The sequence below is a fragment of the Microlunatus phosphovorus NM-1 genome (assembly GCF_000270245.1).
GTDB classification, from domain to species: Bacteria; Actinomycetota; Actinomycetes; order Propionibacteriales; family Propionibacteriaceae; genus Microlunatus; species Microlunatus phosphovorus.
The window spans coordinates 3,956,150-3,970,480 of the sequence record NC_015635.1; the positions used below are offsets into that span (position 1 = coordinate 3,956,150).

General features: G+C 67.1%; 10 protein-coding genes and 2 tRNA genes. 2 read left to right on the forward strand and 10 right to left on the reverse strand.

The window, feature by feature from the left end:
* Positions 1-3: 3 nt before the first annotated feature.
* The 4 genes from MLP_RS17645 to MLP_RS17660 all read right to left on the reverse strand — a co-directional run bounded on the left by MLP_RS17645 (position 4) and on the right by MLP_RS17660 (position 2,860).
* Positions 4-621 (reverse strand): ATP-dependent Clp protease proteolytic subunit, encoded by a 618-nt coding sequence (locus MLP_RS17645; RefSeq protein ID WP_041792870.1) that lies wholly within the window; start codon positions 619-621, stop codon positions 4-6.
* Between the two features lie 491 nt (positions 622-1,112).
* On the reverse strand, positions 1,113-2,495 hold the full coding sequence (tig, locus tag MLP_RS17650; RefSeq protein WP_013864521.1) for a trigger factor: 1,383 nt from the start codon (positions 2,493-2,495) through the stop codon (positions 1,113-1,115).
* A gap of 152 nt (positions 2,496-2,647) precedes the next feature.
* Positions 2,648-2,721: transfer RNA gene (locus MLP_RS17655), tRNA-Gly, on the reverse strand.
* A gap of 66 nt (positions 2,722-2,787) precedes the next feature.
* A tRNA-Pro gene (locus tag MLP_RS17660) sits at positions 2,788-2,860 on the reverse strand.
* Positions 2,861-3,201: 341 nt separating this feature from the next.
* On the opposite strand from MLP_RS17660, the gene MLP_RS17665 reads away from it, so the two are divergent.
* Both MLP_RS17665 and MLP_RS17670 read left to right on the forward strand, forming a co-directional pair.
* On the forward strand, positions 3,202-4,305 hold the full coding sequence (locus MLP_RS17665; protein WP_172641592.1) for a PAS domain-containing hybrid sensor histidine kinase/response regulator: 1,104 nt from the start codon (positions 3,202-3,204) through the stop codon (positions 4,303-4,305).
* A 156-nt stretch (positions 4,306-4,461) separates the two neighbouring features.
* Positions 4,462-5,529: an Ldh family oxidoreductase gene (locus MLP_RS17670; protein WP_013864523.1), complete on the forward strand. Its 1,068-nt coding sequence runs from the start codon at positions 4,462-4,464 to the stop codon at positions 5,527-5,529.
* A gap of 48 nt (positions 5,530-5,577) precedes the next feature.
* Here the strand turns inward: MLP_RS17670 and MLP_RS17675 are convergent, their stop codons facing one another.
* The 6 genes from MLP_RS17675 to MLP_RS17700 form a co-directional block, all read right to left on the reverse strand.
* Positions 5,578-6,549 (reverse strand): ferritin-like domain-containing protein, encoded by a 972-nt coding sequence (locus MLP_RS17675; RefSeq protein WP_013864524.1) that lies wholly within the window; start codon positions 6,547-6,549, stop codon positions 5,578-5,580.
* Positions 6,550-6,691: 142 nt separating this feature from the next.
* A complete protein-coding gene (mgrA, locus tag MLP_RS17680) occupies positions 6,692-7,735 on the reverse strand; it encodes an L-glyceraldehyde 3-phosphate reductase (RefSeq protein WP_269453401.1) in 1,044 nt (347 codons plus the stop codon).
* A 31-nt stretch (positions 7,736-7,766) separates the two neighbouring features.
* Complete coding sequence (locus tag MLP_RS17685) at positions 7,767-8,840, reverse strand: DUF917 domain-containing protein (RefSeq protein ID WP_013864526.1); 1,074 nt, start codon at positions 8,838-8,840, stop codon at positions 7,767-7,769.
* Entirely contained in the window at positions 8,821-12,267 is a 3,447-nt protein-coding gene (locus MLP_RS17690; protein ID WP_172641593.1) for an AAA family ATPase, read from the reverse strand. Before MLP_RS17690 ends, MLP_RS17685 begins: the two co-directional genes overlap by 20 nt.
* Positions 12,260-13,105: a hypothetical protein gene (locus tag MLP_RS28360; RefSeq protein WP_013864528.1), complete on the reverse strand. Its 846-nt coding sequence runs from the start codon at positions 13,103-13,105 to the stop codon at positions 12,260-12,262. The genes MLP_RS17690 and MLP_RS28360 overlap by 8 nt, the downstream gene beginning before the upstream one ends.
* Complete coding sequence (locus MLP_RS17700) at positions 13,102-14,301, reverse strand: ferritin-like domain-containing protein (RefSeq protein WP_013864529.1); 1,200 nt, start codon at positions 14,299-14,301, stop codon at positions 13,102-13,104. Before MLP_RS17700 ends, MLP_RS28360 begins: the two co-directional genes overlap by 4 nt.
* Positions 14,302-14,331: the final 30 nt, after the last annotated feature.

The following is a 14,331-nucleotide window of genomic DNA, read 5'->3' on the forward strand; positions in this document are numbered from 1 at the left end:
CCCTCATTGGTTCGGCGCTTCGTCGGAACGGATCTGTGCCGCCGCAGTGAACACGTGGTCGATGAGTCCGTAGGCCAGCGCCTGTTCGGCGGTGAACCACCGGTCGCGGTCGGAGTCGGACTCGATCTGCTCCAGCGTCTGACCGGTGTGCTCGGCGATCAGCTTCTGCATCGTTGCCTTGATGTGCAGCGATTGCTCGGCCTGGATCCGGATGTCGCTGGCGGTGCCACCCAGGCCGCCCGACGGCTGGTGCATCATGATCCGGCTGTTCGGCAGCGCGTACCGCTTGCCCTTGGTGCCGGCACAGAGCAGGAACTGCCCCATCGACGCGGCCAGCCCCATGGCCACCGTGGCGACGTCGTTGGAGATCCAGTTCATGGTGTCGTAGATCGCCATGCCGGAGTCGACCGAGCCGCCGGGTGAGTTGATGTAGAGGTAGATGTCCTTGTCCGGATCCTCCGCATTCAACAGCAGCATCTGGGCGCAGATGGCGTTGGCGTTCTCATCGCGGACCTCGGAGCCCAAGAAGATGATCCGGTTCTGCAGCAGCGACTGGTAGACGTTGTCGTCGAGACCGACGCCGCCTGCTCGTCCGGCGGCCCGCGGGCTCAGACCCGGCAGCGACCCGTTCGGATGGTGTGCGTTCACGCCGATGAACCTACCCCGGCGGACTCGGCGTGCCGAGCGTTTTCCGGTCGTGTTCGCTGTCGGCGCACTCGGGTGTCGTTGCCGGCGCATGATCCTCCACGAGCGGCTCCAGATTCGAGGCCAGAAACTGAACGATGGCCAGGGATCAGGCCGCAGCCTGACACCTGACCATCGGGTCAGTGGCTCAGTTGTCCCCGAGATTGCGTTCCCCCGAACTACGTCTCGTCGAGCCTGCGCTGCGACGAGTACGAAGAGCCTCTCCCCATTCGGGCTCAGCGAACTGAGGTATCTCAGCGCGTTCCCATATTGGCGAATGAACCTCGCGCAACGCTTGAGAGTTCATCTAGATAAGCTCAAGATCTCCCAAAGAGACCGCAGGTGCGGCAAAAAAACTACGCGTACGGACAGATCGTCCGTACGCGTAGCTCGACCCTGTTCGATCGAGGGTGTGCTTCTTTCGGCTCTTACTCTGCCGCCTCGTCGGCGTCGGCGTCCGCTGCGGCGGGATCGGCCAGGCTGCCGTCCGGCTGGATCCGAACGATCTCGACGACATCTCCATTGCTGTCGGTCACGGTGGCAGCTTCCACGATCGTGGCCAGCGCCTTGCCCCGCCGGATCTCCAGCATGTACTCGTCGATGTGGTGCGGGTGCTCCTGGATGTGGGCGAGGATCTGCTGCGGCGCGGTGCCCTCCTCCTGCGCCTTGCGGAAGATGTGCTGCGTCAGATCGTTCTGCTCGACCGTGACCCCGGCCTCCTCGGCGGTCTTGTCCAGCACCAGCTGGGCCTTCATGGCGTCTGCGGAGCGCTTCTCCACATCGGCCCAGAAGCTGTCGGCGTCCTCGGCTTCCCCGGTCTCGGCGAGATAGTCGTCGAGGTCGATGCCGGCACCGTCGAGCTGAGACTGGATCGAGGTCTTGCGGGCCTCGACCTCGGTGGCGACCACGTTCTCCGGCAGTGCGATGTCCAGCTGCTCGATGAGGCCCTCCAGCACCGCATCGCGAGCCTTGGCGGCCTGATCCAGTCGACCGGCATTGGTCAGCCGCTCGACCAGGCTGGCACGCAGCTCGTCCAGGGTGTCGAACTCGGAGGCCATCTGCGCGAACTCGTCGTCCAGCTCGGGCAGCTCCTGCTCCTGGACCTGGGTGACGGTCACGTGGATGTCAGCCTGCTCGCCCTTTTGTGGACCGCCGACCAAGGTCGAGACGAAGTCCGCGGACTCGCCGACGGAGAGCCCGGTGACAGCCTCGTCCAAGCCATCGAGCATGCCGGTGCTGCCGATCTCGTACTCCATACCCTCCGCGGTGGCGTCGGGCAGTTCCTCGCCGTCCTTGCTGGCCGCGAGGTCGATGGTGACGAGGTCGCCGCTGGCAGCCGGCCGCTCGACGACGCTCTTGGAGCCGAAACGCTGCCGCAGACCATTGAGCTGGGCATCGATCTGCTCGTCGGTCACCTCGATGGCGTCGACGGTGGCCGACAAGGTGGCGAAGTCAGGCAGGTCGAAGTCGGGACGTACGTCGACCTCGGCGGTGAACTCGATCACCTCGCCGTCCTCCAGCTTGGTGACCTCGACCTCAGGCTGGGCGAGCGGGTTGAGGTCGTTCTCGGCGACGGCCTCCCCGTAGAACTTCGGCAGTGCGTCGTTGAACGCCTCCTGGATGATCGTGAACCGGCCGAAGCGCTGGTCGATCACCAACGGCGGGACCTTGCCCTTGCGGAAACCGGGGATGTTCACCGACTTGGCGATCTCACGGTAGGCCTTGTCCATGCTGGGCTTGAGGTCGTCGAACGACACCTCGACGGTGAGCTTGACCCGGGTGGGGCTCAGCCGGTCGACACTGCTGGGCACGCTAGAAACTCCTGATTGGGATCGAAGGCAGGCTCGGTTCAGGATCGAACCGGGCACGCTCGGAAGCGGGCTCGCACGTGAGCCCCGGCAATCCTACGGTCGGCCCGAAACCGGTCCAAATCGCAAGAGCCCGTCAGCCGGACGGTCAGGAGTGGAGCGGGTGACGAGAATCGAACTCGCATGACCAGCTTGGAAGGCTGGGGCTCTACCATTGAGCTACACCCGCGCGGCGTACTGCCGAACCAGAACCGTACCGGACTCGCACGGAATCGGGTGGTCAGCAAGACAACCGTCGGGGCGACAGGACTCGAACCTGCGGTCTCCTGCTCCCAAAGCAGGCGCGCTAGCCACTACGCTACGCCCCGGCACCGCCGACAACCCGTACGACGGATCGGCGACACGACGCCCGATGAGTGTATGGGGAAGCGATGAGTTCGCCAACCGCGAAACCCAGACACCGAGATGGAAGCAAGGACGAGCACGACTGTTGACCGACCGTGTCGCCGCTGGAGTGCGGCTCGGGCAGCACCAAGGTTCTATCCTGTCCCCGTAACAATTCGCCGGAGAGGAGGGACCTCGTGCTGTTGCCCGAGTTGCTCACTCACCTTCCGACGCCAGACCTGAGTGTCGGGAGCCCACCCCATTGAACGTCGACTCGTCGAACGTCGACTCGTCCCGTCCGATGGCGGCGGCGCAGGACGCTGCCATGTATCGCCAGATCGTCGAGTCGGGCAATGAGGGAATCTGGGTGTGGGACTTGGACGGAAGCACGGTCTATGTCAACGAACGGATGGCCAGCCTGCTTGGCTATACCGTCGCCGAGATGGGCTCGATCACGGTGCTGGATGTGCTGGACGACGTCGGCCGCGGCCAAGGAGCGGACTTCCTGGCCCGGCAGCGGCTCGCGGGTGGCACGACCGAGAGCGCTGAGTGTCTTCTGCTACGACGCGACGGCGGACACGTCTGGACCGTGATCAGCCACAGTCCCTGGCTTGGCGATGACGGCACCCACCTTGGCCTGATTGCGTTCGTCAGCGATATCACCGAGCGCCGGCTGCTCAGCGACGCGCTACAAAGCCGAGAAGAGCAGCTCTCGGAGGCGCTGCAAACCAAGTCCGATTTCCTGGCCACCATGAGCCATGAGATGCGGACTCCGATGAATGGAGTCATCGGCTTGGCGGAGCTGCTGCTCTCAACCGAGCTTGATGAGCAGCAACTGCGCTATGTCGCCGGAGTGCAGACCGCCGGCGCAGGCCTGCTGACGATCATCAACGACATCTTGGACTTCTCCAAGATCGAAGCTGGGCACATTCGGCTCGAGGTCGTCGACTTCGATGTCAACCAGCTGCTCGAGGAAGTGACCGGCCTCCTGACCAGACAGGCCATGACCAAGCGGCTCGAGCTGAATGCGCGGCTGTGCGACGGGCTGACGACATCTCTGCACGGCGATCCGGCACGGCTACGTCAGGTGCTGCTGAATCTCGTGTCGAACGCGATCAAGTTCACCGACGACGGTGAAGTCGAGATATCGGCGCAGGTCGTGGCTAGTTCGGCAGCAGCCGCCGACATCAGGTTCCAAGTCCGCGACACCGGCATCGGTATCGCCCGCTCGGACCAGCACCGGATCTTCGAGCCGTTCTCCCAGGTCGATGCCTCGCCCACCAGACGCTTCGGCGGCACCGGCCTGGGGCTGGCCATCTCCCGACAGCTCGTCGGAGCCATGGGCGGTGACCTCACAGTCGAAAGTGAACCAGGCACCGGCAGCGTGTTCGGGTTCACCGTGCGGCTCCAGCGCAGCGGACCCAGCTGACAGCCGGACCCTCGCGGCGGTTCGAGTGCCACCTCGATGTCGGATTCGACCAGATACTCGTCACCGCCGGAGAACCCACCGAACCCTGAGTACGCTCAGGTGCCCGTGCACCCGAGCTGGACAGGATCTAGCCGTGACTGATGAACGACCGCCGACGTGACATCTCGATCGACCGGCGACGCAACAGCCGGCGAACAGGCCACGGTGACTTTCACAGAGCTCTACGAGCGCGTCGAAGCGATCTTCCGCAACGCAGGTCTCTCTGCCGAACAGGCGGGCCCGATTGCGCGGATGATCGCCGCCGGTGAACGTGATGGAGCCGCGTCGCACGGGATCTATCGAATCGAGGGCTGTCTGCGGACGATCCGGGCGGGGAAGGTCAATGCCACCGCCGTGCCCGAACTGCAGGACGATGGCTCTGCCGTGGTCCGGGTTGCGGCACACGACGGCTTCTCCGGTGCGGCGCTGGAGGTCGGCGTACCAGTGCTGGCTGAGCGAGCTCGACAGCTGGGTCTCGCTGCTCTGGTGATCCACGACACCGCCCACTTCTCTGCGCTCTGGTATGACGTCGAGGCGCTCACCGAGCTCGGTCTGGCCGCGTTGGCGCTGTGTCCGAGCTATACGGCGGTCGCTCCGTCCGGCGGGCGTGAGGCGCTGCTCGGCACGAACCCGATCGCGTTCGGCTGGCCGCGTCCAGGTCGTCCGCCCTATGTCTTCGACTTCGCGACCAGCATGGCGGCCCGTGGCGAGGTCGAACTGCATCTGCGAGCCGGTACGCCGCTGCCGGACGGCTGGGCGATCGACGCAGAAGGCCGGCCCACCACGGACCCGGAAGCGGCACTGGCCGGCGCACTGCTGCCGTTCGGCGGCCACAAGGGATCGGCCATCTCGATCATGATCGAGCTGCTGGGCGGGATCATGATCGGCGACCTGACCAGCCCGGAGTCGCTGGCCAACATGGGCACCGACGCCCGGATCCCCTCGCATGGTGAGCTGATCCTGGCGTTCGACCCGGCCCGCTTCGCCGCCGGCCGACCGGGCGACCCGGCACAGCGCGCCGAGGTCTTGTTCGACGCGATCCTGGGCCAAGGTGCTCGGCTGCCCGGCCAACGTCGCTATCTCGCCCGCGAGCGGAGCCTTGCCGAGGGGATCACCCTGACGGCGGCCGAGGTGGAGCAGCTGAACCGCTTCGAGAGTCTGGGACTCGACGCGGTCGCCGACTAGCAGCTGTCACTCGCCCTGAGTGCGACGACCCGACCAACCGGCCCGGCCTTATCGCGGGTCTGGAGGCCGGTTGAACCGCGGTGCGACACCCTGCTTCCAACACGCCTGAAGGTCGTCGGCCAACGGCGCCATGACCTTGCCGAACTCCTTGTCATCGCCGCCCGAGAGGAAGACGGTGAGCGCATCGGTGAGATGGGCGAACTTCTCGACCACGCTGTTCTGCAAGGCGAGGTCGTCGGGGCTGTAGAGGGCCGGGTCCTTGACCTCGTAGGTGGCCGGAGGTCCCTCGGCGCGGATCTTCATGAACTTCTCGTAGTGACTCGCGGCGGGTTCCGGGTCGTCCTTGGAGCTTTGGAACTCCTTCTTGATCGCATCGACCTCCTTGGCAGCCTCCCCCTGGTCTCGAACGATGTCGAGCAGCAGGGCGACTTCTGCCAGGCCGTGGACGCCGTTCTTGCTCACCGTCAAGGTCAGCCCGTCATAGGCATCGTCGAACCAGTTGACCTGGTTGACACCGCCCTTGATGTGCTCGACGAACAGCGCCGCGCCGTACTCGAGCGCGTCGTAGAACTCGCCGATACTGCCGTACTCGCTGACCGTGTCGTGGAAGTCCGGACGGCCGCCGGTGTCCCACTCGGGGTACTCGATCAGGCACATCGCATTGATCCGCAACTCATCGAGCGGGCCGATCTCAGCACTATACGGAGCAAACTGTCCGGTCGGACCAGACGGATCCAAGGTGAAGTCCAGGTGCGGGACCGTGGTGCCCTCGTAGACAAAGACCTCCGGGCCGATGCGCGGACTGTAGCCGTATGAGTTCGCGATGTTGCTGACCAGCTGGAGATGCAGCATCTCCTGGTTCACCACCGACCGGATCAACGCGTACGCCTCCGAGTCAGTGTTGACGATGGAGGTCATCGCCGAGAGATAGAACGGGATGGTCCAGGCTTCCAACTCGGCCGCAGCCTGCAGGTGAGTCTGCAGATGATCGAGGTCCCACTTGTCCAGGGAGAGTTTCACGACGCCCTACTTTCGATGACCGGGCCGCCGGGGGTGACGAGCCCATCTTCTCGGACGGTAGCAGAACAAATTCCGCTTAAATATCCGCCCCGTGTGAACCGTCTCTCGGCTTGCCCGGCCCGCGCTCTGGGCCCTTGTGAGCTCAGTCGCTCGGAGCTTTCCGGGCTGCCGCCCACAGGTCAACGCCGGACTCGACGGCGTGTTGGTCGATGGCAGCCAGCTCATCGTCGCTGAAGTCGAGGTTCTGCACGGTCGCGACGTTGTCCTCCAACTGCTTGACGCTGGAGGCGCCGATCAGGGTCGAGGTCATCCGCCGATCCCGCAGCACCCAGGCCAGCGCCAGCTGAGCGAGTGACTGGCCGCGACCCTGGGCGATCTCGTTCAGTGCCCGGATCCGGGCCAGATTCTCCTCGTTGATCATCGAGGTGGACAGCGATTTGCCCGCGGCAGCACGGGAGTCCGCCGGGATGCCATCGAGATAGCGATTCGTCAGCAGTCCCTGCGCCAGCGCAGTGAAGGCAATGCAGCCGACGCCCTCGCGATCCAGCACATCAAGCAGATCGGTCTCGATCCAGCGGTTGAACATCGAGTAGGACGGCTGATGGATCAGCATCGGCGTACCGAGCTCACGCAGAATGGCCGCGCCCCGCGCGGTGCGCTCACCCGAATAGGAGGACACCCCGACATAGAGCGCCTTGCCGGCCCGCACGATCGAGTCCAGCGCCCCCATCGTCTCCTCCAGCGGCGTATCCGGGTCCGGCCGGTGGTGATAGAAGATGTCGACGTAGTCCAGCCCGAGACGCTGCAGCGACTGATCGAGACTGGCCGTCAGATATTTCCTCGAGCCGAGGTTCCCGTACGGGCCCGGCCACATGTCCCAGCCCGCCTTGCTGGAGATCACCAGCTCATCGCGGTAGGCGCGGAAGTCCTGAGCCAGGATGTGCCCGACGTTGGTCTCGGCAGCGCCGTACGGCGGCCCGTAGTTGTTGGCCAGGTCGAAATGGGTGACACCGAGGTCGAACGCCCGTCGCATGATTGCGCGCTGAGTCTCGATCGGCTTGTCATCCCCGAAGTTGTGCCAGAAGCCGAGCGAGACGGCGGGCAGCAGGAGCCCGCTCCGCCCGCACCGGCGGTAGGGCTGGACGTCATAACGGTTGTCGGCGGCGATGAAGGACATGGCTGCGATCGTAGTCATCCCGCGCCGGTCCGGATGACGATCACACTCCGAACCAGGCTCCGTAGTAGCCGGCGGAGCGGATCACCGGCAGGAAGGCTGCGATCATCGCGGGCTCGCGCATCGCCGCAGCGGTCGGGGCGACGATCACCGCGACCTGCTTGCCGTCGGCCAACTGCAGGTCGGCGTTGGAGAAAGGCTGCCCGTCGACGGTCATGGTCACGATCAGGTCGGGGGCCAGCGCCGCCGGTCGGGTGGAGTCCGCGGACCAGGCGACCAGGTTCTCGTTCTGACTGACCACGCTGACCTCGCGTCCTGCCTCGTCCTTGATCACCAGCAGCCCGGTGTCGGTGCCTTCGCCCATCTGCTGCTGCTCGTCGGCGACCGTGCCTTTGATCAGCACCCGACCCTGCAGCGACGCCGCGACCGCGGCCACCGGGTCCTGGCCGGCCTGTAGCGCGGTCCGGAGGGCGGCGCCGAGCCGGCGGGCGCTCTCGGTGGTGCCGGTCAGGGATCCCCGCTGAGCGGCGGCGGCGTCCATCGCCCACAGCGCGAGCCCCGCGTCGTCGGTGAAGGTGCCGCCGGAGATGATCGCGCGCATGGTGGCATCGGTGTCGGCCGCGCTGCCGGCCGTGAAGGCAACCTGCTGGGTGGCGTTGGCGAGAACCACGCCGCCGACGGGCAGGCCATGGAGCGCGAAGGCCGTCTGGGTGATCTGCGGTACGGCGCGATAGGCACCAGCCGCGTCAAGGATCGGGATCCCCTCCACGGCCGCGACGGTCATCGGCAGGATCGTGTTCGCCGCTCCCAGCTCGATCGGCATCACGTGGGTGAACGGCCTTCCCCAGGTCGAGGCCAGCTGGTCGAAGGCGGTTCTGGCGGTGTGCAGGTCAAAGCCCTTGGCCGCCGCCGACGGCGAGCCGACTCCACCCGAGACACAGCAGCTGTCCGTGCCGGTCATCTCCGCCGGGGTCGCCAGCCGCACCGGCTTCTTGCCGGCCTTGATGTCGGCGACCAAGGACTGGCCGAGGGTGTACGGGCCTCCCCCACCGGCGCCGTACAGGCAGGCTCCGTTCAGGATGTCCTCGAGATCGGTGTCAGAGAGCTGCGTGCTCATCCAGGTGCTCCCTTCGGTGAGCGTCGTTGGTCGGGCGGTCGGGCGACTGGCCCGCCGCAAGGTCATCTCGGAGTCTGGCGAGCACGCCAAGGAAGGCGAGCTCACGCCGCTGGGTGGCGTCGATCAGCCCTTCCTCGGCGAGGGTCAGGCCACTGTCGTACCGGCCAGCGGTGAGGCTGGCGTCGGCGAGCAGCACGACCCGCAGCGAGTTGCCGCCTCGGGTGCCGTCGGCGAGCATCCGCTGTTGTGCCTCGACCATCTCCCGCAGTCCGTCGTCGGGCGCCCCCAGCCGCGCCCGGACCCAGCCGAGCTGGAGTCGGGCGGTCTCGGCGTACATCCCGAAGTTGTGCTTGACGGCCAGCTCCAGCATCGCCGACGCCGCCCGGTGAGCGGCATCGACCTGACCGTTCAGACAGTGCAGATAGCCGATGGTCTGTTGACTCATGGTGATGCCGAACGGATCGACGGCAGTCGTCGCCGCGGTCTCCGCGATCCGCAGCGCGCCCACCCGGTCGCCGCGCAGCCACGCCGTCAACGCGGCCGGAAGCACCGCGGTGGATCGGGGATGCTGCGCGAAGCCGGCTCGATGTACGTCCGGTCGGACGTCCACGTCGGCCCCCAGCACGATGTCCAGATGGGCCTGAGCCTCGTCGAGATCACCGACCCAGAAGCGGGAGTTGCCCACCATCAGATGTGCCTGTTCGAGCACATCGGCGGTGCCGATCCGTTCGGCGATCACCAGCGAGCGTTCGGCCATCTCCAGCGCCCGGACATGATCGCCACGGAACAGGTAGAACGTCCGCAATCCGAACAGTGCCCGGAACCCGGCCCGGGTCTCGGCCGCCTCGCCGGCCAGCTCCGCGGCCCGGTCGTAGGCCTGTTTGGTCTCCGCCGCGCTCTGCCCGACCGTCATCAGCCGGCTGGAGGCCAGTGCGAGCCATAGCTCGAGTTCATCCTGGGTAGCCTCTTCGGCCACGACCTGATCGCCGACCTCGAGCTGGAGCCCGGCGGTCGCGTACGCGCCGGCCTCGTGGAAGGCACCGAGCCCGAGGGCCCGATCGGCGGCCTGCCGCTCGCGCCGCCGCGCTGCCACCGGGTCACCGGCGGCGACCAGGTGGTGGGCCAGCCGGTGCAGGTGGGGTCCCAGGTCGTCGGCGTACAGCTCCTCGATGACGGCGACCGCCAGCAGATTCAGCCGGCTCCGGGCGACGACCAGCAGCGTCTCGTACACGGCGTCGCGGACCAGCGCGTGCACGAACTCGATGACGGTCCCGGATCGTCGCCACAGTCCGACGTCGGTGCCCTGGGCGACGAGGGCATCCAGCTCCGGACCCTCGGCGCGTCCGGCGAGCGCCCGGAGCTCGGCCAGCTCGAACCGAGCGCCGAGCACGGCCGCGCTCTTCGCGATGGACCGCAGCGGTCGGGGCAAACCGTCGAGCCGGGCGACGACGACGGCTCCCACGGACGGGGGTACGGCGACGCCACCAGGGCCCAGCACCCATCCGGTGGGACCGGGCAGCAGCTGCCGTCGCTCCCGCAGATGCAGCAGCACCTGTTGGGCGAAGAACGGGTTCCCACTGGTTCGCCGGGCGAGCCAGGTCACTGTCGGCCACGCCAGCGGACCACCGACGACCCGCTCAGCCAGCAGTCCGAGGCCGGTCTCGCTCAACTCGTCCAGCCGCAGGGCGAGCGAAGGCGCGAGGTCCACTGCGGCCTCGTCCCGGCTGGTCGCCACAAGCACGAACGGCGCCTCGCACAGGGACGCAACCAGCTCTGGCAGGCAGGCAATGGTCTCCTGGTCGCTCCAGTGCAGGTCGTCGATCTGCAGCACCACCCGCTGCCGAGCGCATACCGCGGCCAACAACGCAGTGACGGCCGCCAGCACCGCACCGCGGCGCGCTGCTCGGTCGGCCAGCACAGCAGCTGACTCCGGCCAGAACAGGTCGACCAGGGCGCCGAGTTGGATCCGGTGCTCGGACAGGCCGAGGGACTCCAGTCCGGCCAGCAGCCGGAGCTCGTTGTCGCTGCGGGAGGCGTGACTGGTCTGACCGAGCAGGTCCGCGACCACCCGACGCAGCGGCTGGAACGGCTCGCGCCACACGGGGTCGGCAGCGGCCGAGATCCAGCGCAGGTCGGCTGCTCGTTGCCGAACCTGGGCGACCAGCGAGCTCTTCCCGATCCCAGGCGGGCCGGCGACCAGTCCCAGCCCGGATCCGTGCCGCACGAACTCTTCCAGTGCAGCCAACTCCGGCTCCCGGCCGACGTAGCCCGCCTCGTCGGGCACCGGGTCACGGTGCTCCGCGACGGTGGCGACGGCGATCGGCCGCGCGAAGCCTTTGAATCTGCGCTCGCCTTCGAGTTGCAGGACATACGAGGCGCTCGCCAGATCGGTGAGGGCGCCGGCCACCAGGATCTGCCCGGGTTCAGCGGCTGACATCAGCCGTGCCGCGAGGTTGACATGCGAGCCGTACGTCACATAGCCCATGCGCTGGGTGGTGCCGACGAAACCGGTGAAGGCGGTCCCGGTGGTCACTCCGATCCGGACCCGCCGATGGCGTCGACGCAGCTCGTGGACGAAGGCCAGGCAGCGGGCGTCATCGCCCTCGTGTCGAATCGGCGCTCCCCAGACCAGTCGGACGACGCAGCCCTTGTCGCCGATCTCCACCGGATCGAGGTGCCCACCGAACCGGTTCTGCAGATCGAACACGTTCGTGACGACCGATTCCAGATCATTCACCGGAGTCTCGATGAACGCCGTCGTGACCGGTCGGAACTCACCGGCGCCCAGGTCGCTGACCAGATCGGGCCCGACGAATCCTCGAGCCAGACGATGGAGATCGGATTCGGTCACGGGTCCGGTTGCCTGCCGCGAACCACCGAGCGGAAGCGGCTGCTCGATCGTCGGATGCGAGTTCACCCGGCCCGGCCCGGCGTGCTGCTCCGCCTCGACTGCGGCGGCGGGAGCCGATCCGGCGATCGCGAAGGTGCGACGTTCGCCGGCGCTCAACACGGTCCAGCTGAACTCGCCCGCACCCACCCCCACTCTGGCCGCGATCTGCACCGGTCCGTACGGCGCGCGCTGCGGGCCAAGCGCACAGATCGACGCCTGCATCGCCTCGGCCGCCTCGATCGCGCGTCTGCCGGGAGCCGCCAACCGCTCCTCGGCCGGAAACAGGGCGAGCACCGCGTCACCAGGGAAGGAGGCGACGAACCCGTGCTGCCGGTGGACGGCCTCGACGATCGGGATCATCACCGACTGCACGGTCGAGGCGACCGCCTCGGCACCAGGAGGCCCGGCACCGGCCAGCGCGTCACCCAACGCGGTGAATCCCACGATGTCGACATAGACCGCCGCCCCGGGCGCCCGACCCGCGGTCCGTCCCTCGGCGAGGCGCTCGACCACGAAGCGCGGGACTACCTCAAGCACGGAACGGAACCGAGAGCTGGCCGCGCATGTAGGCGCACAGGGCGTCGACGTCGTAGCCACCGAGCCAGAACTCCACCGGCCACAGCTGGGACCGGCCCACGGTCCCCCCGAGCCGGCCTTCCGCATCGCTGACCAGAGCCTCGCCGTTGAGCGGGAAGGCGTAGCCCGCGCGCATACCCATGAACTGCTCCGCCGCCAGCCGCTGCCCGGCCATGATCGCGTCCGCCTCGATGGCGCGGATCCGTTTGACCAGCGCCAGCTTGGCGGTGGGATCGGTGGTCTGGTCCAGCTGGTGACGGAGGTCGTCACGGCGTTGCCGCCGTACCTCCGGGTAGTTCACCAGGCCGGTCGCTTCGGCCGCGATCACCGACTGAATCTCGATCGTGTTGAGCCTGGGCGCGAGCAGCGCCTGGTTCAAGAACACGTCATCCAGTCGCAGCTCGGGGCGAGTCACATCCCAGAGCGCGGCGCGACGCAGCACGATCCCGTTGCCGGCGATGGTGAGGTCGAACGGGTCGATGATCACGGTGAACGCGTTCGGGACGGTGATCAGGTTGCGTTGCAGGAACTCGGCGTCGGTCAGCGAGACCGCCGCGCCCAGCAGGGGATGCTCCGGGGCGGTCGCTCCGTCGACCTCCACCCGGACGACGTTGACACCGATGTCGTCGAGATGGGGGAAGCGCGGACAGACCGGGTCCTGGAGTCGGATCAGCCGGTCGAAGGGCGGCTCCCCCGCCACAGTGAAGGTGGGGCCGCTCACCCCGTGCGGCTCGTCGGTCGGGTCCGGATCGGTGGCCATCCGGCATTGGAACCAGCCCTCGAAATGCAGCGTGATCACGGCGCACCCACCATCCCCAGCCCGGCTGACAGTCGTTGGGCGATGAGATTGAGGGACTGCGCGATGTAGCGCAGCCGCTTCGGCATCCCCGGCTCTCCTGCCGTCGCCAGGGCCCGGGCCGCCAACCCGTCCAAGGACTCCGAGAGCACCGTCCAGGCCGCCGCACGATGCGGCAGCACCAGCACCGGCCCGTGGCTGTCGAACGAGGGCCCGGCCCGCCAGCCGTCGTCGGGCAGATGTGCCGGCATCGTGGTCAACAACTCGGCCAGTGGACGGATCCCCATCGTCATGAGTGGCATGAATGCCACCGAGCGCAACACGGCCACATCGTCCTCGGTCTCGTCGCTGTGGGAGAACATCCGGGCCAGGATCGCCAGCAGCACCCCGTACGCCTCGTCGAACAGACTGAACACGGCGCTCGCCGCCGGATTGGTGATCGCCGCGGCCGTGGGATTGGAGAGCACCTGCTCAGCTGCGGCAAACGAGTGCGCGTCGAAGTCCTGCAGGATGTCCAGGAAACGCCGGTAGTGGGAGATCTCATGGTCCATCGGCGCACCTTCGCCCTGCTCGATCACCAGGTCGATGACGGCGAGGGCGCTGGGCAGATCGGTGACCGGACGCATGAACACGTCGTAGCCGCCGCCGAGACAGCCGAGCCGCGGGAAATCGGTGCCGAGCTGTCCGCCGACCACCTGGGCATCCGGTGGCCCGATGAACAGATCCGGCGTCTGGGCCGCCAAGGCGATGAGCATCGTACGCAGTCGCTCATACAGCTCGCCGACCGTCTGGTAGGGCTTGGTCGTCAGCGGTGCCGCGCGACAGAAGGCATCGACGGGATGCACGGTGTCTGGACGCTCGAAGCAGACGAACTTCTGCAGCACCGGCACCGAGAACGGCTCGAGCGCCATCTCGTGGCCGAACAGCGACGTGGGATAGGGAAAAGTGGGATGACCCAGGGTCGGCGCTCCGCCGACGGCGGTGGTCAGGTTGATCACCAGCCCGAGATGCTCCATCTCCTGGCGGGCGACCAGCAGGATGGTCCGCTCCCAGTCGAAGACCAGATTCTGCTGCTCGTCGGTGAGACCTGAACGCTTCATCGAGTAGGCGGCGAACAGGTACTGGCACATCAGCGAGTGCTCGACCTCGGCGGCCTCCGCCAGGAGGGTGAGCAGGTCAGCTCGGGTGTAGGCCACCACATCCGCATGCTACTCGTCTTTCCGACGGTC

Bases quoted from the DNA above. Each gene is read 5' to 3' on its own strand.
- MLP_RS17685 (WP_013864526.1), bottom strand. From the start codon at position 8,840: ATGAGCACGCAGCTCTCTGACACCGATCTCGAGGACATCCTGAACGGA.
- MLP_RS17665 (WP_172641592.1), top strand. From the start codon at position 3,202: ATGTATCGCCAGATCGTCGAGTCGGGCAATGAGGGAATCTGGGTGTGG.